A 20,730-nucleotide genomic window follows, 5' to 3' on the forward strand; every position below is an offset into this window, starting at 1 on the left:
AATAAATGAAAGGTATTGCATACCAGAGCGCGCAGCAAGCGCTAGATAACTTAGAAAATATGACCAAAGGTGTAGCGCCAATTGCCGAAAGCGAGTATTTAGCAAGAATAGAAAAAGCTCAACAATATATGCAGCAAAACAACATTGATGCACTCTATTTAAATGCTGGTACAAATTTAAAATACTTTACTGGTTTGCAATGGTACGCCAGTGAGCGTTTGGTCGGTGCTATTTTACCCGCCAATGGACAAGTTCAGTTTATCGTCCCGTTTTTTGAAATTGGCTCTATTAAGGATTATTGGCTGATTGAAGGCCCTATTCATGCTTGGCAAGAAGAAGAATCTCCTTACGAGGTCGTTGCAAACGTACTTAACACACTCAATATTGATAGCACAGGCACACTCGCCATTGACGAAAGCACTGCGTTTTTTGTTGCTGATGGGATCAGACTCGCGGCACCTGAGCTTTCGCTTATCAATGCAAAGGCAGTAACCGCGCATTGTAGAATGCATAAATCGGCCAATGAAATTGCCCTTATTCAACGTGCAATGGACATGACACTTGCCGTACATAAAGCAACGGCATCTATGCTGTATGAAGGGATCACCACAACCGAAGTTGAAGCCTTTATTAATGAAGCGCACAAAAAAGTGGGGGCACCGGGCAATTATTTTTGTATTGTGCTATTTGGTGTGGCGTCGTCATTCCCACATGGTGTAAAAAATCCACAAACGCTGAAAAAAGGCGATGTGGTTCTCGTCGACACTGGTTGTAAGTTACACGGCTATCTTAGCGATATCACCCGTACTTATGTTTTTGGCGACCCCAGTGAAAAGCAAAAGTCCGTTTGGCAAATTGAGAAGCAAGCGCAAATTGCAGCATTTAATGTAGCCAAAATTGGTGCGCCCTGTGGCGCTGTTGATAAAGCCGCGAGAGAGTATATTGCCAGCAATGGGCTCGGTCCTGATTATCAACTACCAGGTTGCCCACATCGCACTGGGCACGGTATCGGCTTAGATATCCACGAATGGCCTTATTTAGTCAAAGACAACCTAGAACCGCTTGCAGCTGGAATGTGTTTTTCAAATGAACCGATGCTGGTTATTCCTGATGAATTTGGCATTCGCTTGGAAGACCATTTCTATATGACCGACGATGGTCCACATTGGTTTACTGAGCCTGCGCACAGCATAGACAATCCTTTTGGGGTTAAGTGATATTAGAAATAAATGATGAGTTGCTCTGATGAGGAACTCATCATTTATCGTGATTGATTAGGGCACAGGTTAATTGGTATAAACATAGCATCTACAATTTACTGCGCTACAACTTATGATTGCAACTACTCCACCACCACCCTATTACGCCGTAATTTTTACCAATATAAAAAATGAAGACGACGAGGGCTACGCCCAAACCGCGTCGAGAATGGTCGAGCTTGCACAGCTTCAACCCGGTTTTTTAGGATTAGAATCTGCGCGTGAGGAGGTTGGGATCACCGTTTCTTATTGGCGAGACCTTGAGTCAATCAAAGCATGGAAAGCCAATACTGAGCATATAGAGGCGCAAAAAAACGGCAATAAAAAATGGTATCAAAGCTATACAACTCGTATCGCCAAGGTAGAGCGTGAATATAGTCTTTGAGCTAACGCTTAGTTGTTGTCGCTTGCGCTTTGTTTACTCGCGACTTTAACCGTGATAGCCCTTGAGGTGTAACGCCCAAATAATTAGCCAGATCATAATTTGCTAAACGATTAACCCAATGCGGACGTTTGTCACGCAAAAAACAATATCTTTGCTCCAGCGTATTTAGTAGTAGAAAAGCTTCTTTTGCTTCTTTAAATAGCAACTGCTGTTCTAATAATTTTAATTTAAGTGCGCGAAGAGTATCTTGTTCTAATTCGGCTAGCGGAACGAGTACCAACTCCACATCATCCAGCGCAGAGATTTGATAGAAGCTAGGAGATTTTTGGATCCATTCAGCAAATAGAATACAAAGTTCACCAGCAAAATAGAACTCCTTATGTCTTAGCTCCCCTGTTTCATTTACAACCGATGATACAAGCTTACCTGAGCGGATAAAAAAGCCATGACGCTGCACTTGCCCTTGTTGCAATAATATTTCATTGCGGCTGCAGCACTTAGTGTCGAACGTTGGGTTTTGCTGAGTAAGTGTTAATAATTCATTTTTTGTGACTTCACAGAGCTCACCGAGTTTATGAAAAGGCATAATCCCCTCATGCAATTGGTATAGCGAGATCAAAAAAGGCTCCTTGAGGAGCCTTTTTAACGTGTGGTATTAACTTACCAACCCGCTTTCTCTTTTAGTGCAGAACCGATTTCTGCAAGAGAGCGAACTGTTTTAACACCCGCAGCTTCAAGCGCTGCGAATTTCTCGTCAGCTGTACCTTTACCACCTGCGATAATTGCACCAGCGTGACCCATACGCTTACCTGGAGGAGCTGTAACACCTGCGATGTAAGAAACAACAGGCTTAGTTACGTTATGCTTGATGTACTCAGCCGCTTCTTCTTCAGCTGTACCGCCGATCTCACCGATCATTACGATAGCTTCAGTTTGCGGATCGTTTTGGAACATCTCTAGTACGTCGATGAAGTTAGTGCCTGGGATTGGGTCACCACCGATACCAACACAAGTAGATTGACCGAAGCCAGCGTCAGTTGTTTGCTTAACTGCTTCATAAGTCAAAGTACCAGAACGTGACACGATACCTACTTTACCAGGCAAGTGGATGTGACCTGGCATGATACCGATCTTAGTTTCACCTGGAGTGATAACACCTGGACAGTTAGGACCAATCATGCGAACGCCAGTTTCTTCTAGCTTCACTTTAACATCAACCATATCTAGTGTAGGGATGCCTTCAGTGATACATACGATTAGTTCGATACCTGCGCTGATCGCTTCAAGGATAGCGTCTTTACAGAATGCAGCTGGTACGTAGATAACAGATGCAGTTGCACCAGTTGACTCTACCGCTTCACGTACTGTGTTAAATACAGGTAGACCTAGGTGAGTTGTGCCGCCTTTACCAGGAGAAACACCACCAACCATTTGCGTACCGTACTGGATAGCTTGCTCAGAGTGGAAAGTACCCTGACCACCAGTGAAACCTTGACAGATTACTTTAGTATCTTTGTTAATTAGTACAGACATTATTTGCCCTCCGCAGCAGCAACTACTTTCTCAGCAGCGTCAGTTAGTGACTCAGCTGCAATGATGTCAAGGCCTGAGTTAGCTAGTACTTCACGACCAGCTTCAGCGTTAGTACCTTCAAGACGTACAACTACTGGTACGTTTACGCCAACTTCTTTAACCGCACCGATAATACCTTCAGCGATCATGTCACAACGTACGATACCACCGAAGATGTTAACTAGTACTGCTTTAACATTGTCGTCAGAAAGGATGATCTTGAATGCTTCAGATACACGCTCTTTAGTCGCGCCGCCACCAACGTCTAGGAAGTTAGCTGGCTTGCCGCCGTGTAGGTTTACGATGTCCATAGTACCCATCGCAAGGCCTGCACCGTTAACCATACAACCAACGTTACCGTCTAGTGCTACGTAGTTAAGCTCAAAGCTTGCTGCGTGTGCTTCACGTGCGTCTTCTTGTGAAGGATCGTGGAATTCGCGGATCTTAGGCTGGCGGAACAATGCGTTGCCGTCTACACCGATTTTGCCGTCTAGGCAGTGTAGGTTACCAGCGTCTGTGATCACTAGAGGGTTGATTTCTAGTAGAGCAAAGTCGTGGTTGATAAACATTTGCGCTAGACCCATGAAGATCTTAGTGAATTGCTTAACTTGAGTTGGGTTCAAACCTAGTTTGAACGCTAGCTCACGACCTTGGTAAGCTTGAGGACCTACTAGTGGGTCGATCTCAGCTTTATGAATTAGTTCAGGCGTTTCTTCTGCAACTTGTTCAATTTCTACACCACCTTCAGTTGATGCCATGAACACGATTTTACGTGAACCACGGTCAACAACAGCACCTAGGTATAGTTCATTTGCAATATCAGTGCAGCTTTCTACTAAGATTTTAGCAACAGGCTGACCTTTCTCGTCTGTTTGGTAAGTAACTAGGTTTTTACCTAACCAGTTTTCAGCGAATGCGCGGATTTCGTCTTTGCTGTCTGCAAGTTTAACACCGCCAGCTTTACCACGGCCGCCAGCGTGTACTTGACACTTAACAACCCACTTGTCTCCACCGATTTTACCAGCAGCTTCAACTGCTTCTTGAGGTGTATCACAAGCAAAGCCTTCTGATACAGGTAAACCATATTCGGCAAAAAGTTGTTTTGCCTGATACTCATGCAAATTCATGATGCTTTATCCAATTTTTTATACTAAAAAAGCTGAATATTTATGCAAATAGTCAGCTATCCCAAATTGCGCACATAGTATAGATCCCAAGGCTTCTGATGAAAACCCCACTTAGACCAAAGGCGCAAAAAAAAAGCTGTATGCGAGCATACAGCTTATTCTTTAAACAAATATTATACGTCTAGTAGTAGACGTGTTGGATCTTCGAGTAACTCTTTAATTGTTACTAGGAAACCAACTGACTCTTTACCATCGATTTGACGGTGGTCATAAGATAGTGCTAGGTACATCATAGGTAAAATTTCAACTTTACCGTTTACTGCCATAGGGCGCTCTTGGATTTTGTGCATGCCCAAGATTGAAGACTGTGGCAAGTTGATGATAGGCGTAGATAGTAGTGAACCGAATACACCACCATTGGTAATAGTGAAGTTACCGCCAGTCATATCGTCAACAGTTAGTTTGCCATCACGACCTTTAATAGCCAGTTCACGAATATTCTTCTCGATTTCAGCAACAGAAAGCTTATCACAATCACGTAGTACTGGAGTCACTAGACCACGAGGTGTTGATACCGCGATGCTGATGTCAAAGTAGTTGTGGTAAACGATATCGTCACCGTCAATTGACGCGTTAACTTCAGGGAAACGCTTAAGTGCTTCAGTTACCGCTTTCACGTAGAAAGACATGAAACCTAAACGAATACCGTGGCGCTTCTCAAATACCTCTTGGTACTGCTTACGAAGATCCATGATTGGCTTCATGTTTACTTCGTTGAACGTTGTCAGCATTGCTGTTGAGTTCTTCGCTTCCAATAAGCGGTTAGCGATTGTCTTACGTAGACGAGTCATTGGTACACGTTTTTGAGTGCGCTCACCTACCGGGGCAGCTGGTGCAGAAGCTGCAGGCTTAGACTCTGATTTTGCTGGTGCTTTAAGGAAAGCATCCACGTCTTCTTTAGTAATGCGACCGCCTTTACCAGACCCTTTGATCTTAGCAGCATCAAGGCCTTTCTCTGCGATAAGACGACGAACAGATGGTGTTAGTACATCTGAGTTTTCGTCAGAAGCAGCAGCTGGTGCTTCTTCTTTCTTCGCACTTGATGATTCAGCTGGTGCGCCACCGGCAACGATTTTACCGATAACTTGATCACCTAGTACTGTCTCACCTTCAGCGTGGATGTGCTCACCCATCACACCGTCTTCAGGTGCAACAACTTCAAGAACCACTTTATCTGTTTCAATATCAACTAGATTCTGGTCGCGGCTAACCGCTTCACCTGGTTGAACGTGCCAAGTTGCGATAGTAGCGTCTGCTACTGACTCAGGAAGTACAGGTACTTTAATGTCCACTTCTTTACCTTCTGCTGCTGGCGCCGATTCTGACGCTGCTGGTTTTTCATTTGATTGAGCAGGCGCTGCTGCTTCATCAGCAGCACCTAGTTGTGCAATAACTTGTTCGCCAAGAACGGTTGCGCCTTCCTCTTCAGAAATTGCAACGATAACACCATCTTCTGGCGCTACAACTTCTAAAACGACCTTATCCGTTTCGATGTCAACTAAGTTTTGATCACGAGTCACTTTATCGCCAACGCTTACATGCCATGTAGCAACCGTTGCATCGGCAACAGACTCAGGAAGAACAGGAACCTTAATTTCGGTTGTCATCTCTTATTCCTTATTTCTTAATTGTTAAAGCGTCAGCAATTAACGCGTTTTGTTCTTTAGTATGTGTAGACATGTATCCACATGCTGGTGCAGCTGAAGCCTTACGGCCTGCATAAGTCAGATTTGCGCCAGCTGGGATAGCTTCCCAGAAATGATGCTGTGAACAGTACCAAGCACCTTGGTTTTGTGGCTCTTCTTGACACCAAACAAAATCTTTTACGTGCTGGTAGCGAGCCATGATCTCATCCATCTCTTTGTGAGGGAATGGATATAGCTGTTCAACACGAACGATGGCCACGTTGTTAAGCTCTTGCTTACGACGTTCTTGCAGTAGTTCGTAATAAACCTTACCGCTACAGAACACAACACGCTCAACGTTTTCAGGATTGATATCATCAATCTCATCGATCATGTTATTGAATACGCCTTCGGATAGCTCTTCTAGGCTAGAAACAGCTAATGGATGACGTAATAGCGACTTAGGCGTCATTACAATCAGAGGACGACGTAGTGGACGAACCGATTGACGACGTAGCATTGCGTATACTTGCGCTGGTGTTGACGGCACACATACTTGCATATTGTGGTCAGCACAAAGCTGTAAATAACGCTCTAAACGCGAAGAACTGTGCTCTGGACCTTGACCTTCATAGCCATGAGGAAGTAGTAGTGTTAGACCACATAAACGACCCCACTTCTGCTCACCTGAACTTAGGAATTGGTCGAATACGACTTGAGCACCGTTGGCGAAGTCACCAAATTGCGCTTCCCATAGTACCAATGACGTTGGCTCTGCTGTCGCGTAACCATATTCGAATGCAAGTACCGCTTCTTCCGATAGTACTGAATCGTACACTTCGAACAGGCCTTGGCCTTCACGAATGTTTTGTAGCGGAAGATAAGTCGACGCATCTTTTTGGTTATGTACTACGGCATGACGGTGGAAGAAAGTGCCACGACCAGAATCCTGACCAGTAAGACGAATATCAGTACCTTCATCAACCAAGGTCGCGTAAGCCAATGTCTCAGCCATACCCCAATCAAGCATTTTCTCGCCTTGCGCCATAAGTTTACGATCATCGTAAATCTTTTTAACGCGTGATTGTGCTTTATGAGCCTCTGGGTAGCTCGCAATCTTTTCGCCAAGCGCTTTGAGTTTATCTAGCGCAACCTTTGGCTCATACGGCGTATCCCAATCGTGACCAACATACTTAGACCAATCTGATGAGTGTTTGGTTTCTTTTTGAATTTCTTCAACGACACAAACGCCTTTATCAAGACCATTTCGGTACTCGTCAGCAATTTGTTTCGCATCGTCTTCAGAAATCACACCTTCGCGTACAAGTTGATCAGCATACAATTGGCGAGGTACTGGGTGCTTTTTGATCTTCTGATACATCAGCGGTTGCGTCGCATTTGGCTCATCCGCTTCGTTGTGGCCGTGACGACGGTAACATACTAAGTCAATTACCACATCGCGTTTAAACTTGTTACGGAAATCAAGTGCAACTTGTGTAACAAAAGCAACAGCTTCAGGATCGTCTGCGTTCACGTGGAAGATAGGTGCCTGAACCATTTTAGCGATATCAGTACAGTATTCAGTCGAACGAGTATCTTCGCGTTTTGACGTAGTGAAACCAACTTGGTTATTAACTACGATACGGATCGAACCGCCAACGCCGTATGCACGTGTTTGCGATAAGTTAAACGTTTCTTGAACGACACCTTGACCTGCGATTGCAGAGTCACCGTGAATTGTGATTGGTAATGCTTTAGAACCACTTTGGCAATTCAAACGGTCAAGACGAGCACGTACCGAACCCATTACTACTGGGTTTACGATTTCAAGGTGAGATGGGTTAAATGCCAATGCCATATGAACATTGCCGCCCTTCGTACCGAAGTCAGAAGAGAAACCCATGTGGTATTTAACATCACCAGAACCTGCGTGCTCGCCATATTTACCTGCGAACTCGTCAAATAGTTCTTGAGGGTTTTTACCCAATACATTCACTAGTACATTTAGACGACCTCGGTGGGCCATACCAATTACGGCTTCTTGCTGACCGCTTTCACCAGCACGGTGAATAAGCTCTTTCAGCATAGGCACAAGTGAGTCACCGCCTTCTAGAGAGAAACGCTTAGCGCCTGGGAATTTTGCGCCCAAGTACTTTTCTAAGCCGTCTGCAGCAGTTAGACCTTTGTAGATTCTTAGTTTGGTTTCTTTGTCGAATTGTGGCTTCGAGAAGGACGATTCCAAACGCTGTTGTAACCAACGTTTTTCTTCGGTAGAGGTGATGTGCATGTACTCAGCACCGATAGAGCCACAGTATGTCGCTTTAAGCGCAGCGTACAAGTCTTTGAGTTTCATTGTCTCTTTGCCACAAGCAAAAGAGCCAACGTTAAATTCTTTATCTAAGTCTGCATCAGTTAAATCATGAAAAGCAGGGTCAAGATCGCGAACACGTTCTCTATCCCAAATTCCTAAAGGATCTAGGTTTGCGTTCTGATGACCTCTGAAACGGAATGCATTAATTAACTGCAGAACTTTAACTTGCTTGGCATCAGCAGAACCCTCTGCGGAAACCACGACTTCTCTGTGTTTGTTTTTAGCAAGCTCCGCAAATTGCGCTCTTACTTCTGAATGTTTAGTGTCAACATCCACTCCATCAACTTTAGGTAGTTGATCAAACACCTCTCGCCACTCTTCTGGCACTGAAGCTGCATCATCTAGATACGCCTCATATAGATCTTCTACGTACGCAACGTTACCGCCGTACAAATGCGAAGATTCTAGCCATGCCTTCATCACACCTTCGTGCATCTATTAGCCCTTTTATCTAGCGCAGAAACTCAAACGAAAACAAGATGGCAAGCTTTTGCTTGCCATCTTAGCTAGTAGTATGTGTTATACCGAACGGTTTAACAACATTGATTTAATTTGTCCAATTGCCTTAGTTGGATTAAGGCCTTTTGGACATACGCTAACACAGTTCATAATACTGTGACAGCGGAATACGCTGAACGCGTCATCAAGACCAGCAAGACGTTCTTCTGTAGCTGTATCGCGGCTATCAGCCAAGAAACGATAAGCATGTAGAAGACCCGCAGGACCGATGAACTTATCTGGGTTCCACCAGAAAGAAGGACAAGACGTTGAACAACATGCACAAAGAATACATTCATACAGGCCATCTAGCTTTTCACGTTCTTCAATAGACTGAAGACGTTCTTCACCACCAGTTGGCTTGTCGTTGATCAAGAATGGCTTAACCTTCTCGTATTGCGTATAGAACTGGCTCATGTCGATTACTAAGTCACGGATCACCGGAAGACCTGGTAATGGACGAATGACGACCTTGCCTTTACCACCGTTCTGCAAAGCAGAAATTGGAGTAATACATGCAAGACCATTCTTACCATTCATATTAATACCGTCAGAACCACATACCCCTTCACGGCATGAACGACGGAAAGATAAAGATGGGTCTTGCTCTTTTAACTGCATAAGAGCATCTAACACCATCATGTCACGACCTTCCTCTACTTCTAGAGAATAGTCTTGCATGCGTGGCGCCGCATCTTCATCAGGATTATAACGATAAACAGATAATTCTAAAGTTGCCATCGCTTAGCTCCTAGTATGTACGTGCTTTCGGTGGGAATGCTTCACGAGTCTTAGGCGCGTAGTTAACTTCACGCTTACTCATAGACTCAGACTCTGGGTTGTAAATCGAGTGACACAACCAGTTTTCATCATCACGCTCTGGGTAATCGAAGCGAGAGTGTGCACCACGACTTTCCGTACGGAAGTTCGCAGCAACCGCTGTCGAGTACGCTGTTTCCATCAAGTTATCTAACTCTAGACACTCAATACGTTGCGTGTTGAATTCAGCAGACTTATCGTCAAGACGTGCGTACTGTAGACGCTCACGAATCTCTTTAAGTTCTTTAAGACCTTCAGCCATTGCGTCGCCTTCACGGAATACCGAGAAGTTAAGCTGCATACAACGTTGTAGATCTTTCTTGATTTGTACAGGATCTTCACCCTGACCTTTCGCAGAAGTTTCCCAACGGTTAGTACGCGCAAGTGCTGCGTCTACGTTATCGTTGTTTGCTTCTTTGGCGATTTCAGCATCTTTCAAGTAAGTACCAAGGAAGTTACCCGCCGCACGACCGAATACGACAAGGTCAAGCAGTGAGTTACCACCTAGACGGTTTGCACCGTGTACAGATACACACGCAATCTCACCTACTGCAAATAGACCTTCAACGATCTTTTCATTACCTTGACCGTCTACGTTCAGTACTTGACCGTTTACGTTAGTAGGTACACCACCCATCATGTAGTGACAAGTCGGGATTACTGGAATTGGCTCTTCCGCTGGGTCTACGTGTGCGAATGTCTTCGCTAGATCACAAACACCAGGAAGACGTAAGTTAAGTGTCTCAGCACCTAAGTGGTCAAGCTTCAGCTTGATGTGCGGACCCCAAGGACCATCACAACCACGACCTTCACGGATCTCAGTCATCATTGAACGTGCAACAACGTCACGTGATGCTAGGTCTTTCGCGTTTGGCGCATAACGCTCCATGAAGCGTTCGCCATCTTTATTTAGAAGGTAACCACCTTCACCACGACAACCTTCTGTTACTAGTACACCCGCACCTGCGATACCTGTCGGGTGGAACTGCCACATTTCCATGTCCTGCATTGAAATGCCAGCACGAACCGCCATACCAACACCGTCACCTGTGTTGATGTGCGCATTCGTTGTCGATGCGAAAATACGACCCGCACCACCAGTTGCAAGAACAACTGCTTTTGATTTGAAATAGGTGATTTCACCTGACTCGATGTCGATTGCGGTGACACCCACTACATCGCCATTGTCATTTTTTACTAGGTCTAGTGCATACCACTCAGAGAAAACGTTTGTTTTGTTTTTAACGTTTTGCTGGTATAGGCAGTGTAGCAACGCGTGACCAGTACGGTCCGCTGCGGCTGCTGTACGTGCAGCTTGCTCGCCACCAAAGTTTTTTGACTGCCCACCGAAAGGACGCTGATATACGCGACCATTCTCAAAACGAGAAAACGGTAGACCCATGTTCTCAAGTTCAGTGATAGCTTCTGGACCTGTTTTACACATGTACTCGATAGCGTCTTGGTCACCGATGTAATCAGAACCTTTAACCGTATCATACATGTGCCATTCCCAGTTGTCCTCGTGAGAGTTACCTAGCGCAACGGTGATACCACCCTGTGCTGATACTGTATGAGAACGAGTTGGGAAAACTTTTGAAATAAGAGCACAAGTTTTGCCTGATTCCGAGATAGCAAGTGCCGCGCGCATACCCGCACCGCCTGCACCGACTACAACTGCGTCAAATTCACGTACGTTATATTTCACTTAAACACCCCACAGAACAAACAGACCAATAGCTACGTAAGCTAAAGCCATAAGGTTTAATACAAAGCCAAGAATAGTGCGAGTTGTTGAGTTCTTAACGTAGTCAGTTAGAACCTGCCACAAACCGATGCGTGTATGTACCATGATACATACTAGTGTGATCATCGTTGCTGCTTTAACAGCTAAATTTGAGAACAACCCTGACCAAGCTTCATAAGTTAGTTCAGGAGTAATTAGAAGATAGCCTACGATGAATACCGCGTAAGCTAGGATAATTAACGCAGTTGTACGTAGTGACACGTAGTCTTGTACGCCATCACGCTTTAGAGTCGCTTGATTTAAGACCATATCCATACTCCAGCCAAAATTGCTACGATAACCCAAAGTGCTAGTGCAATCTTCGCGCTATTGTTGCCTGATTCTAATTCTTCCCAATGTCCCATATCCTGGATCATGTGACGGATACCACCGATGATGTGGTAAGACAATACAGTTAGGGTGCCCCACGCGATGAATTTCGCGATAAAGCCAGACATCAGTTCTTTTACAAACTCGAAGCCTTCAGGAGAAGAAAGGGATTCAGACCAAGCCCAAATCACAAAGGTCAAAGCGAAGAAGAAAGCAACACCGGTGACACGGTGAAGAATCGACGCTTTAGCCGTTGGCGGCATAGATATAGTCGTAAGATCTAGATTTACAGGTCTTTGCTTTTTCACAGTTACTTGCCCATCTTTGCCCACAAAGGAGCTCATCTACTTGTTTTTATGAAACCCACCTACATATTGCAAATGTAGGTGGCACACTCTAGATAAACCAATTAGGACACCAAAAAGTTCACTCGAGTGTAAAAATTGATGTAAAAATAGGTTTACCCACAGACGATACGGTATAAAACCGTTGACAGTATATAAGGCTATGCGCCCTTTTACAATTCTTGTTTAGATAGAGACGCTTGCGAATTAGCGAATGGTCTAATATTTAATCGTCGTAGAATATTTATTATACATTTATGCATAAATCACAGAAAAATTGACTTTTAACCTAGGTTATAAGTTAGAATGATCTGAATTTGCTTAACATTAGTATCACAACATAACAATCAGAATATTGTTATTAAATAGGAGACAAATAGATGGCAGATAAAAAAGCCACAGTCCATATTGATGGTCACGATCCGATTGAGTTACCAATTTACGAAGGTACAGCTGGTCAAGACGTAGTTGACGTTCGTTCTTTAGGTGCTCACGGCCTATTTACGTATGACCCAGGATTTATGTCGACTGCCTCTTGTGACTCGTCTATCACTTACATTGACGGTGCCAAAGGTGTACTGCTTCATCGCGGTTATCCAATTGAGCAACTTGCTGAAAATTCTAACTATATTGAACTTTGCTACCTACTATTAAACGGTGAATTACCAAGCGAAGAACAACTAGCTGAGTTCTCAGATGAGATCACTCGCAACACAATGATGCACGAGAAGATAGCTGCGTTTTTCCAAGGCTTCCGTGTAGATGCACACCCTATGGCAATGCTATGTGGTGTAGTTGGTGCGTTATCTTCGTTCTACCACTCAGATTTGGATATTTCTGACGAAGATCAACGTATGCGTTGTGCAATCAAGTTAGTAGCTAAGCTACCAACAATTGCTGCAATGGCGTACAAATATAACGTTGGCCAACCGTTCGTATACCCACGTAACGACTTGAGCTACGCAGAAAACTTCCTCCACATGATGTTCTCTGTGCCAGCTGAAGACTACAACGTCAGCCCTGTACTTGCTAAAGCAATGGATCGTATTTTCATGCTTCACGCAGATCACGAGCAAAACGCGTCAACTTCAACAGTTCGTCTTGCTGGCTCTTCAGGTGCAAACCCTTACGCGTGTATCGCGGCAGGTATTGCATCACTTTGGGGTCCTGCACACGGTGGCGCAAACGAAGCATGTTTAACTATGCTTGAAGAAATCGGCTCTGTTGATCGTATTGACGAGTACGTTGCAAAAGCAAAAGACAAGAACGATCCGTTCCGTCTAATGGGCTTTGGTCACCGCGTTTATAAAAACTTTGACCCACGTGCGACGGTAATGCGTCAAACGTGTCACGAAGTGCTTAAAGAGCTAAACATTCAAGATCCACTGCTTGACGTAGCAATGAAACTTGAACAGATTGCCCTAGAAGACCCTTACTTCATTGAGAAGAAGCTATACCCGAATGTAGACTTCTATTCAGGTATCATTCTTAAAGCAATCGGTATCCCAACAAGCATGTTTACAGTTATCTTCGCGATGTCTCGTACTGTGGGTTGGATTTCACACTGGAACGAAATGCTTTCTCAGCCAGGACACAAAATTGGTCGTCCGCGTCAGCTTTACAAAGGCTACACGTCTCGCGACTACAAAACACAAAACGACAGATAATCTCGTTATTGTGTTTGAAAAGGCCGCTTAATGCGGCCTTTTTTGTTTTAATATCGCCGCGTATTCGTTAGAATCGCGCTGCTCAATTAACTCAGGTACGTTATGACTGACATCCAATCTCTGCGCAACGACTTTCCAATTTTGAACAAACAACTCGATGGGCAGCCGCTTTGCTATCTTGACTCTGCTGCAACTGCGCAAAAACCGAACAAAGTCATCGATGTCATAAAAACTTTTTATCAAAATGAGAATTCAAACGTACATAGAGGTTTACACACGCTTAGTGAAAACGCCACCGTTCGCTATGAAAGTGCCCGAGAAACAATTGCCAATTTTTTAAATGTTGAAACACGAGAAATAGTATGGACCGGCGGCGCAACTGAATCACTAAACTTGTTGGCTCATGGCCTGAGTGCACGTTTCACTTCAGACAGTGTAATTGCCATCAGTCCCTTTGAACATCACGCTAACATAGTGCCTTGGCAAGAAGCTTGTCAGCGTACCGGCGCAACTTTACTGGTGTTACCTATGTTAGACGGCATCCTCGATGAGCAAGGCGCAATTGCGATGTTAAAGCAGCATAAACCTGATGTGTTAGCGATGGGCCATGTTTCAAACGCACTTGGGAATATTCATCCAATTGAGTCGCTCATTTCGGTTTGCAAGGCCTTAGGTACCATCACGGTTATCGACGGCGCACAGTCTTTACTGCATTTAAGACCTGATCTAAAAGCACTGGATTGCGACTTTTATGTTTTTTCAGCTCATAAAGCACTTGGACCAACAGGTGTCGGCGGACTTTATGGTAAATACCAGCAACTAAATGCGCTCCCCGTATACAAAACCGGCGGTGAAATGATAAGAGAAGTGAGCTTCGAGCGATCCAGCTATCGAGATGCACCTGGCAAGTTTGAGCCCGGCACTCCCAATATTTCTGGCGTTATCGGTTTTGCCGCAGCGATAGATTATGTAAACGAGATTGATCCCTGTGCACTTCAACGCTATGAGCAAGCGCTCTATCACTCCCTTCTAGAAAAGCTAAAACAGATTGAAGGCATCACGGTTTATGGCGATACACAAAACAATGTTGGCGTCGTCAGTTTTAACTATAAAAACGAGCACCACTACGATCTTGCCACACTACTCAATACATACGGCGTAGCAGTCAGAAGCGGACACCATTGTACTCAGCCGCTAATGAAAATGCTCAAGGTTAATGGGACTGTACGTGCAAGTTTGGCTTTTTATAATAACCAAGATGATATTGAGCATTTTATTAATGCATTAGATGCCACAATAGAATTATTAGATTAAACTTATGAATATTGAACATATCACAACAAAATTATCTGAAAGTCATGGCTGGCAAGCCAAGTACCGTGAAATTATGCTGCTAGGTAAACAACTTCCTGAGCTTCCTGATGCGCTGAAAGTTGACTCAGCGTTAGTGTCGGGCTGTGATAGTAAAGTTTGGCTCTATGTGGACTTAGATGAAAGTGCGCAGCAACTCGTACTTATTGCCGACTCAGATACGCGTATTGTTAAAGGCTTACTTGCAATCATCATTGCAGCGTACGCAGGTAAAACGCCAGAACAAGCAAGCCAGTTTAATGCTTATGAACTGTTTGAGTCGCTTGGATTAATTACTCACCTAAGTCCATCTAGAGGTAATGGTATCCGTGCGATTGTTGAACAGATCCAAGTGCAGGCAGAGATATTAAAATAACGTGATATAAGGTGCTCAAACGAGCACACTTATTCGCTGCTTTTGCTTTGTTTATCGAGGTACTTACGTATTGCTTTGGACGCCGCAAAAAAACCAAAACTCCCGGTTACCATAGTGGCAGAGCCAAACCCGGTGGCGCAGTCCATGTTTTTCCCACCTTCAGCTTGTTGCTTTGCTTTGCACACGGTGCCATCAGTACTTGGGTAAACGAGTTGCTCTGTGGAATACACGCAATCTACGCCAAATTTACGTTTTGGATTATCGCTAAAATTATATTGTTTTCTGAGAATATAGCGTACTTTTGCCAGCAGCGGATCATGGGTCGTCTTTGCCACATCCCCATATTGGATCTGGCTCGGATCGGTTTGACCGCCTGCACCACCTGTGGTGATCACCGGTATTTTATTTCGCTTACAATGCGCGATTAGCGCCGCTTTCTCTTTAACCGCGTCGATACAGTCGATAACATAATCAAAGCCTTGAATGTAGTTTCTAATGTTATCTAACATCAGAAAATCATCGATCAGGGTAACTTCACAATCTGGGTTAATCGCAAGACAGCGATCTTGCATTGCTTCAATCTTTTGCATCCCGATACTTTCGCTATGAGCATGTAACTGACGGTTGATGTTGGTTACGCAAATATCGTCCATATCGATAAGCGTTATTTTACCTATACCCGTTCTCACTAGCGCTTCTACAGCCCAACTGCCAACGCCACCAATACCAATGACACAAAAGTGTGCTTTACTTAATGCTTCCAACTCGGCGTTACCGTATAACCGACCAATGCCGCCAAATCTTAGTTCTCTATTCGAATCCGTCATGTTACCACTCTAATTGACTTGGATTTTGCCAACTTGCAAAGATTTCATGTGCCAATAAATGGCCAAATGCACCATCACCTTCAGGCGCAGCTTGATAGCGTTGATGTATACCTTGCCATTCAAATTCAAGACAAAATGCATGAAGATACGTTCTATCCGCAGGCTCTCCGCTATAGGCTAAATCACCTAAAATTGGTGCACCGATGCTTTTTAATGCTACGCGAATTTGGTGTGTTTTACCGCTAAACGGTTTGACAATACAAGCGCGTAGGTTGGTCGCAACAGAGCATGAATAAAATCGAGTCACCGCAGGATTTAGCTTAGTTTTAATCAGTTTATAGGTGCCTCTGCGCGACTTAGCCATATCGCCTTTTATCCAACCTTGCTTTTTCTTAGGTTTCACACTAACTAACGCCAGGTAAAATTTGTCTATTTTTCGGGCGGAAAACAGGCTCGTCAGCTGCTTTGCAGCCTCGCTAGACTTCGCTAAAAGGATGAGTCCCGACGTGACTTTATCGAGGCGGTGAACCGCAAATAAGGGATAGCCTAGTTGCTCCGTCAGTAAGGCAACAAAACCTGCACCGTCCTCACTATGGAAGCTCAAACCTTGTGGTTTGTATGCAACCACATAGTCTATCTCGTCCGCAATGAGCTTAAACTTTTCCATTCAGTATCTCTTGAACCCGTGCCAAATCTTCGGGGGTATCCACTCCAGCATGCACCGGCTTAACCGCTTTAGCGACCTTAATTTTGTATCCATGATACAGCACACGTAGCTGCTCTAGTGACTCTTGCACCTCTAGCGGTGAAACACTTAGCGATAAATAGGTTTGAATAAAGCCCGCACGATAGGCATATATGCCAACATGACGTTTAAAATGGCTCACTGGAATGCTATTTTTGTCGAGCGTTAACATGCTGTTACGCTGAAACGGAATAGACGAGCGAGAGAAATACAGTGCGTTGTCTTGAATATCAGACACCACTTTCACCGCATTCGGATTCAACACCTCTTCCACATCTTCCACATCAACGCACAAAGTCGCCATCGGTGCATCAGAATGGTGCAGTAGTGCTGCCACTTGTGCGATGTTATCAGGCTCTAGCAGTGGCTCATCACCTTGTACATTGACCACCAAGGTTTGTTCGTTCAGCCCCAGTTGTTCAACAACTTCGGCGAGTCGCTCAGTTCCAGATTGGTGATCTTCACGCGTCATGAGCACGTTATCAGTGAAGTTTTGCGCTGCCTCAAATACCGCACTGTGATCGGTTGCGATATAAACCGCTGCCGCGCCAGATTGAATTGCCTGTTCGTAAACACGCTGGATCATTGGTTTACCGCCGATATCAGCAAGTGGTTTACCAGGCAGCCTGCTTGAAGCATAACGCGCCGGAATAACGACTACGAATTCCACTGCTCAACCTCATCGCTGCTCAGCTCGCGCGCTTCGTTTTCCAATAACACAGGAATATCATCTTTAATTGGATAAGCAAGCTTCGCTGCTGTGCTGATCAACTCTTTGTTTTCTTTGTCATATCTTAATTTGCCTTTACATACTGGGCAGGCAATTATTTCTAGTAATTTGGTATCAAAGGCCATGATAAATCTCTTTCTTTTTAAGTAAATTTAATACCGCTTTTTCAAGCGCTGATGTAGGTTTGGCATCTACTTTGAGGTAATACCAATTATCTTTTGCAAAAGTGCGACACTTTACCGCATCTTTCTCTGTCATAAAAATAGCGCCGTTATCGATTTGCGCGAAGTCGGACGCTTGATATGGATGATGATCCGCAAAATGTAGGCTTTCACTCAGAACAATCCCCTTATCTCGTAGCGTATTTTCAAATCGCGCGGGATTGCCGATAGCACAGACTGAAGCGCCAGCCATTTCAATATTGGATGCTGGACTATCATCTGTAACACGAAAAAAACCAACGGTCTCTAACGTGTAGGAATAACTTTCGCATCCACCATTATATACGGCAAGATCAACACTCTGAATACGCTTAGGTAATTCCCTAAGCGGCCCTGCTGGCATCCATAAGCCATTACCAAAGCGTCGCACAGCATCAACAATACAGAACTCAATATCTCGTGCCAATTTATAGTGCTGTAGCCCATCGTCGCTGACGATGATGTTTACATCGCTATTACCCAATAATTTTTCAATACTGGCTTGTCTATCAGCACCAATCATCACTGGGCATTTCAATCGTTTGGCGAGCAAACAAGGTTCATCACCGCCCTCTTCCGTTGAGGTCGCTTCAGTGACCAAAAATGGGGTTGAACTGGGTTTTGCACCGTAGCCTCGACTGATCACCCCAACCTTAAAACCAAGATTTTCAAGAAAAGGGACTAACCAAAGTACAAATGGCGTTTTGCCGTTACCGCCCACACTGATGTTACCGACAATAATAACCGGAACAGGCGAGCGGTACGCAGGGCAAAAGCCGAGTTGATAAAGCCCCTTTCTCACCGAGCTAATAAGTCCAAATAACAGGCTTAGCGGAAGCAATAATAGTGTTAGTAGTCCCGGTTTTTTATACCAACTTTGCTCTATTTTGGATGCCATTTATTGCTCACCAAACTGCATTTTGCAAAGTGCATGATAAACCCCTTCCTGCGCGACCAATTCAGCATGCTTGCCTTGTTCGATGATCTTACCTTTATCTAGCACATAGATGCAGTCGCAACGCTCGATTGTCGATAACCGATGGGCAATTACTATGGTTGTTTTGTCGGCCATCAGCTCTTCTAACGCTTGTTGGATCAAACGCTCAGATTCTGTGTCTAATGCTGATGTTGCTTCATCTAAAATAAGGATAGGTGCATCTTTCACAATAGCACGCGCGATAGCGATACGTTGTCGTTGTCCGCCAGAAAGCATCACGCCATTTTCACCAACAACGGTATTTAGACCCTCAGGAAGATCTTTAACAAATTCCCAGACGTGGGCTTGTTTTACTACTTTTTCTAGGGCTTCTTGCGATAAGGGTTGCTTTAACGAGTACATAATATTGTTTGCAATGGTGTCATTAAACAACACCACTTGCTGCGACACGATGGAAAACTGCGCGCGTAGATCCGCAAGCTGGTAATCATTTATGTTCGTGCCATCTAACTCAATACTGCCCACTTCAATATCATAGTAACGTGGTAATAGATTAGAGATAGTTGACTTGCCTGAGCCACTTCTACCTACCAACGCAATACTCTGCCCAGCTTTGATTTCAAGGTTTAATGACTCAATCACCGGATCGTTTTTAGATGGATAAGTAAAGGTTAAGTCTTTGACTTGTAGGTTACCTTGAGCACGAGATAAAGACTGAGTGCCAGTGTCCTTTTCTTGTTCAAGATCAATCACCGCAAACACACTTTTCGCCGCAGAGATCCCGCGTTGCAGGTCGCTATTCACATTGGCAAGTTGTTTTAAAGGACGCAGCATCATCATCATAGAGGTGATCAAAGTGACAAAAGTGCCCGATGAAATTTTGTCTACCATAGTAGGCATCGCGACAATCGCGAGTATCACCGCCATTGCGCTCGCCGCTATGATTTGGATGATAGATACGCTCAGCGCTTTAGTCGCATCCATTTTTACGCGTTGCTGACGGTTATGATTATTAACTTTAGCAAAGTGAGAGATGGTTTTTTCTTGGCCACCAAAGCCATGAATGACTTTATGACCCGCCATCATTTGCTCAGAGCTTTTCGTCACTTCTCCCATCGCATCTTGAATATTCTTGGAGATTTTCTTGAAGCGCTTAGACACCACAGTAACGATCACCGCCACGATCGGTACCACAACTAAGAAAATGAGCGATAGCTGCCAACTTGCATAAAACATCGTGATAAGTAAGAAAAAAACAAATGCGCCTTCACGGATCAGCACTTGAAGTGCCTTAGTGACGGCTTGCTGTACCTGCTCCGTATCAAAAGTGATTTTTGATATCATTTCACCATTAGAATGTTGATCATGAAACGACACTGGTAGATACAACATGTGTTCAAATAGTTGCTGTCGCAAAGCACGCACAACCTGCGACCCGACATAAGACAAGCAATACGATGCCATATAATTAAAGATGCCGCGTCCAATAACTAACGCGATGACAACAAAGGGAGCCAATTTTAGTACATCGCGATTGCCTGCAGTGAGACCCTCATCGATAAACGGATCCATTAAGGCAACGAACGAAGCGTCCATCGCAGCGTACCCTATCATGCCAATTACTGAAAATATGGCAGCGAGTTTAAAGTCTTTTACATAGCTAAATAATCTAGCGTAAATCTGCTTGTCGGTTGGTTGCATTGCCAGCCTCTACTTTTCTATATG

20 protein-coding genes are annotated in these 20,730 nt (G+C 44.4%); 5 read left to right on the plus strand and 15 right to left on the minus strand.

Annotated features, from left to right (window positions below):
* Positions 1 to 5 precede the first annotated feature (5 nt).
* Complete coding sequence (locus tag L3V43_RS05810) at positions 6 to 1,217, plus strand: Xaa-Pro peptidase family protein (protein WP_237116145.1); 1,212 nt, start codon at positions 6 to 8, stop codon at positions 1,215 to 1,217.
* Positions 1,218 to 1,332: 115 nt separating this feature from the next.
* Positions 1,333 to 1,644, plus strand: a complete 312-nt coding sequence (locus L3V43_RS05815; protein WP_237116146.1) for an antibiotic biosynthesis monooxygenase — start codon at positions 1,333 to 1,335, stop codon at positions 1,642 to 1,644.
* Position 1,645: 1 nt separating this feature from the next.
* Here L3V43_RS05815 and L3V43_RS05820 read toward each other — a convergent pair whose 3' ends face one another.
* The 9 genes from L3V43_RS05820 to sdhC all read right to left on the minus strand — a co-directional run bounded on the left by L3V43_RS05820 (position 1,646) and on the right by sdhC (position 12,137).
* Positions 1,646 to 2,263 carry a cyclic nucleotide-binding domain-containing protein gene (locus tag L3V43_RS05820; RefSeq protein ID WP_237116147.1) on the minus strand — a complete coding sequence of 206 codons (618 nt, stop codon included), beginning with the start codon at positions 2,261 to 2,263 and terminating at the stop codon, positions 1,646 to 1,648.
* Between the two features lie 41 nt (positions 2,264 to 2,304).
* Entirely contained in the window at positions 2,305 to 3,177 is an 873-nt protein-coding gene (sucD, locus tag L3V43_RS05825) for a succinate--CoA ligase subunit alpha (protein ID WP_010371451.1), read from the minus strand.
* The gene (gene sucC / locus L3V43_RS05830; protein WP_010371452.1) at positions 3,177 to 4,343 is read right to left on the minus strand and encodes an ADP-forming succinate--CoA ligase subunit beta; all 1,167 of its coding nucleotides are present in this window, start codon (positions 4,341 to 4,343) and stop codon (positions 3,177 to 3,179) included. The genes sucD and sucC overlap by 1 nt, the downstream gene beginning before the upstream one ends.
* 173 nt (positions 4,344 to 4,516) lie before the next feature.
* Complete coding sequence (odhB, locus tag L3V43_RS05835) at positions 4,517 to 6,010, minus strand: 2-oxoglutarate dehydrogenase complex dihydrolipoyllysine-residue succinyltransferase (protein WP_102056726.1); 1,494 nt, start codon at positions 6,008 to 6,010, stop codon at positions 4,517 to 4,519.
* A 10-nt stretch (positions 6,011 to 6,020) separates the two neighbouring features.
* Positions 6,021 to 8,834 carry a 2-oxoglutarate dehydrogenase E1 component gene (gene sucA / locus L3V43_RS05840; protein ID WP_102056725.1) on the minus strand — a complete coding sequence of 938 codons (2,814 nt, stop codon included), beginning with the start codon at positions 8,832 to 8,834 and terminating at the stop codon, positions 6,021 to 6,023.
* Between the two features lie 84 nt (positions 8,835 to 8,918).
* Complete coding sequence (locus L3V43_RS05845; RefSeq protein WP_102056724.1) at positions 8,919 to 9,638, minus strand: succinate dehydrogenase iron-sulfur subunit; 720 nt, start codon at positions 9,636 to 9,638, stop codon at positions 8,919 to 8,921.
* A gap of 10 nt (positions 9,639 to 9,648) precedes the next feature.
* Positions 9,649 to 11,421, minus strand: coding sequence for a succinate dehydrogenase flavoprotein subunit (sdhA, locus tag L3V43_RS05850; protein ID WP_237116148.1), 1,773 nt, complete (start codon positions 11,419 to 11,421; stop codon positions 9,649 to 9,651).
* Entirely contained in the window at positions 11,422 to 11,769 is a 348-nt protein-coding gene (sdhD, locus tag L3V43_RS05855; protein WP_010371467.1) for a succinate dehydrogenase, hydrophobic membrane anchor protein, read from the minus strand.
* Positions 11,760 to 12,137, minus strand: a complete 378-nt coding sequence (gene sdhC, locus L3V43_RS05860) for a succinate dehydrogenase, cytochrome b556 subunit (protein ID WP_125252744.1) — start codon at positions 12,135 to 12,137, stop codon at positions 11,760 to 11,762. The genes sdhD and sdhC overlap by 10 nt, the downstream gene beginning before the upstream one ends.
* 416 nt (positions 12,138 to 12,553) lie before the next feature.
* Here sdhC and L3V43_RS05865 point away from each other — a divergent pair, with 416 nt between their 5' ends.
* The 3 genes from L3V43_RS05865 (at position 12,554) to L3V43_RS05875 (ending at position 15,566) form a co-directional block, all read left to right on the plus strand.
* Positions 12,554 to 13,840 carry a citrate synthase gene (locus tag L3V43_RS05865; protein WP_010371472.1) on the plus strand — a complete coding sequence of 429 codons (1,287 nt, stop codon included), beginning with the start codon at positions 12,554 to 12,556 and terminating at the stop codon, positions 13,838 to 13,840.
* Between the two features lie 102 nt (positions 13,841 to 13,942).
* Complete coding sequence (locus tag L3V43_RS05870) at positions 13,943 to 15,154, plus strand: cysteine desulfurase (RefSeq protein ID WP_102056723.1); 1,212 nt, start codon at positions 13,943 to 13,945, stop codon at positions 15,152 to 15,154.
* 4 nt (positions 15,155 to 15,158) lie between these two features.
* Positions 15,159 to 15,566, plus strand: coding sequence for a SufE family protein (locus L3V43_RS05875; RefSeq protein WP_102056722.1), 408 nt, complete (start codon positions 15,159 to 15,161; stop codon positions 15,564 to 15,566).
* Between the two features lie 29 nt (positions 15,567 to 15,595).
* Here L3V43_RS05875 and tcdA read toward each other — a convergent pair whose 3' ends face one another.
* Genes tcdA through msbA form a run of 6 tightly spaced genes read right to left on the minus strand, consistent with a single transcriptional unit; the run spans position 15,596 to position 20,706 of the window.
* Positions 15,596 to 16,393, minus strand: a complete 798-nt coding sequence (gene tcdA / locus L3V43_RS05880) for a tRNA cyclic N6-threonylcarbamoyladenosine(37) synthase TcdA (protein ID WP_211868835.1) — start codon at positions 16,391 to 16,393, stop codon at positions 15,596 to 15,598.
* 1 nt (position 16,394) lies between these two features.
* Positions 16,395 to 17,060: a TIGR01621 family pseudouridine synthase gene (locus tag L3V43_RS05885; RefSeq protein ID WP_237116149.1), complete on the minus strand. Its 666-nt coding sequence runs from the start codon at positions 17,058 to 17,060 to the stop codon at positions 16,395 to 16,397.
* Positions 17,047 to 17,808: a 3-deoxy-manno-octulosonate cytidylyltransferase gene (gene kdsB, locus L3V43_RS05890; RefSeq protein WP_174168950.1), complete on the minus strand. Its 762-nt coding sequence runs from the start codon at positions 17,806 to 17,808 to the stop codon at positions 17,047 to 17,049. Before kdsB ends, L3V43_RS05885 begins: the two co-directional genes overlap by 14 nt.
* Positions 17,796 to 17,993 carry a Trm112 family protein gene (locus tag L3V43_RS05895; protein ID WP_010371492.1) on the minus strand — a complete coding sequence of 66 codons (198 nt, stop codon included), beginning with the start codon at positions 17,991 to 17,993 and terminating at the stop codon, positions 17,796 to 17,798. Before L3V43_RS05895 ends, kdsB begins: the two co-directional genes overlap by 13 nt.
* The gene (gene lpxK, locus L3V43_RS05900; protein WP_174168951.1) at positions 17,983 to 18,966 is read right to left on the minus strand and encodes a tetraacyldisaccharide 4'-kinase; all 984 of its coding nucleotides are present in this window, start codon (positions 18,964 to 18,966) and stop codon (positions 17,983 to 17,985) included. Before lpxK ends, L3V43_RS05895 begins: the two co-directional genes overlap by 11 nt.
* Positions 18,967 to 20,706, minus strand: coding sequence for a lipid A export permease/ATP-binding protein MsbA (msbA, locus tag L3V43_RS05905; RefSeq protein ID WP_237116150.1), 1,740 nt, complete (start codon positions 20,704 to 20,706; stop codon positions 18,967 to 18,969).
* Positions 20,707 to 20,730: the final 24 nt, after the last annotated feature.

Source organism: Pseudoalteromonas sp. L23 (assembly GCF_021728455.1).
In the GTDB taxonomy this organism is placed as follows: Bacteria; Pseudomonadota; Gammaproteobacteria; order Enterobacterales; family Alteromonadaceae; genus Pseudoalteromonas.